Source organism: Roseateles sp. P5_E11, from assembly GCF_054049355.1.
In genome coordinates this window covers 1-2545 of the sequence record NZ_JBFUMO010000713.1, presented here as the reverse complement: position 1 = coordinate 2545, position 2545 = coordinate 1, and the positions used below count along the sequence as shown (strand labels likewise).

2 protein-coding genes are annotated in these 2545 nt (G+C 65.8%); both read right to left on the bottom strand.

Translation table 11 applies throughout. The annotated features are described in order from the left end of the window. Positions 1–1792: aspartate--tRNA ligase (gene aspS, locus ACXJKR_RS29555; RefSeq protein ID WP_056204055.1), on the bottom strand; the 1792-nt coding region annotated here is incomplete at its 3' end. Between the two features lie 87 nt (positions 1793–1879). Further along, positions 1880–2545 (bottom strand): DUF502 domain-containing protein (locus tag ACXJKR_RS29550; RefSeq protein WP_457325881.1); only part of this gene is annotated, 666 nt, incomplete at its 5' end.

The following is a 2545-nucleotide window of genomic DNA, read 5'->3' as shown; positions in this document are numbered from 1 at the left end:
ACTGCGCCGCAGCCGCCGAATTGCGCAGGCGGATGTGCAGCTCGCGCAGCTGCTTTTCGTCCACCAGCGACGGCGCGCCGGTCAGCAGGCACTGGGCGCGCTGGGTCTTGGGGAAGGCGATGACGTCGCGGATGGACTCGGCCTTGGTCATCATCGTGACGATGCGGTCCAGGCCGAAAGCCAGGCCGCCGTGCGGGGGCGCACCGTACTGCAGCGCGTCCAGCAGGAAACCGAACTTGATGCGCTGGTCTTCCGCGCTGATGTTGAGCGCCTCGAAGACCTTGGCCTGCACCTCGGCACGGTGGATACGCACCGAGCCGCCGCCCAGCTCCCAGCCGTTGAGCACCATGTCGTAAGCCTTGGCGATGCACTTGCCCGGGTCCGACGTCATCAGGTCCTCGTGGCCGTCCTTGGGTGCCGTGAACGGGTGGTGAACGGCCGCCCAACGGTTGTTCTCCTCGTCGTGCTCGAACATCGGGAAGTCGACCACCCACAGCGGCGCCCAGACGTCGTTGAACAGGCCGTTGGCCTTGCCGAACTCGCTGTGGCCGACCTTCAGGCGCAGCGCACCGATGGCGTCGTTGACGACCTTGGCCTTGTCTGCGCCGAAGAACAACAGGTCGCCGTCCTGGGCGCCGGTGCGCTTCAGGATCTCGGCGACGGCTTCGTCGTGCAGGTTCTTGACGATGGGCGACTGCAGGCCTTCGCGGCCCTTGGCCACTTCGTTGACCTTGACCCAGGCCAGGCCCTTGGCGCCGTAGATCTTGACGAACTCGGTGTAGGCGTCGATCTCGCCGCGGCTCATGGACGCGCCCTTGGGCACGCGCAGCGCGACGACGCGGCCGCCCGGCGTGGTGGCCGGGCCGCTGAACACCTTGAAGTCCACCGTCGTCATGGCGTCGGTCAGCTCGGTGAACTCGAGCTTGACGCGCAGGTCGGGCTTGTCGGAGCCGAAGCGGTGCATGGCTTCCGCGTACTTCATGACCGGGTAGTCACCCAGCTCGACGTTGAGGTTCTTGCGGAAGACGTGGCGGATCATGCCCTCGAACATCGAGCGGATCTCTTCCTCGGTCAGGAAGGAGGTCTCGATATCGATCTGCGTGAACTCGGGCTGGCGGTCGGCGCGCAGGTCCTCGTCACGGAAGCACTTGGTGATCTGGTAGTAGCGGTCGAACCCCGACACCATCAGCAGCTGCTTGAACAGCTGCGGCGACTGCGGCAGCGCGAAGAAGTGGCCGTCATGCACGCGGCTGGGCACGAGGTAATCGCGCGCACCTTCCGGGGTGCTCTTGGTCAGCATCGGCGTCTCGATGTCGACGAAGCCGTGCTCGTCCAGGAACTTGCGGACTTCCATCGCGACGCGGTAGCGCAGCATCAGGTTGTTCTGCATGTAGGGGCGGCGCAGGTCCAGCACGCGGTGCGTGAGGCGGGTCGTCTCGCTGAGGTTGTCCTCGTCGATCTGGAAGGGGATGGGCACCGACGGGTTCAGCACCTCGATCTCGTGGCAGAGCACTTCGATCTTGCCGCTGACGAGGTTGGCGTTCTCGGTGCCGGCCGGGCGGGCGCGCACCTTGCCGACGATCTTGAGGCAGAACTCGCTGCGGACGTCCTCAGCAATCTTGAAGCTGTCGGCGCGGTCGGGGTCGCAGACGATCTGGACCAGCCCTTCGCGGTCGCGCAGGTCGATGAAGATGACGCCGCCATGGTCACGGCGGCGATGGGCCCAGCCCATCAGGGTCACGGTCTGGTCGAGCAGCTTTTCGCTGACTTGGCCGGCATAGCAGGTACGCATGGGATTTCTCCGAATTCTTTTCAGGGGGTGTTCTTGGGGCGCTGGCGAGCTCGCTCGGCTCTCAGGATTGAACGCCTGCCGGGGCGTTCAACCCGGCTGGTTTCGCGCCGCCTCGTCGGCGATGGCGCCGAGGTCCACGGGATGGGGCAGCGGCGCCACGGTGCCCATGGAGATGATGTATTTCAGCGCCTCGTCCACCGTCATGTGCAGGGGCTTCACGTCCGACCTGGGCACGATGAGGAAGAAGCCCGAGGTCGGGTTGGGCGTGGTTGGCACGTAGATGCTGACGTGCTCGTCCTCCAGATGGCAGGCCACCTCGCCGCTGGGCGTGCCGGTCACGAAGGCGATGGTCCAGCTACCGGCACGCGGGTACTGCACGAGGACGGCTTCGCGAAAGGCGTTGCCGCTGCTGGAGAACAGCGTGTCCGACACCTGCTTGACCGAGCTGTAGATGCTCTTGACGATGGGGATGTGGGACATCAGCCGGTCCCATTGCGTCAGCAGCCATTGGCCGAAGATGTTGGCAACGAGGACGCCGGTGGCCAGCAGGCCACCGACCAGGATCACCAGCCCCAGGCCGGGCACATGGCGCAGCTCCAGGATGGCCTCGCGCAGCGAGGCCGGCATGATCAGGGCCAGCGCGGCCAGCATGGACCCGAAGACGCCGTTGACGACGTCCAGCACCTGGGCCAGCACCCAGATGGTGATGGCCAGCGGCAGCCAGACCAGCAGGCCGGCAACGAGGTATTTGCG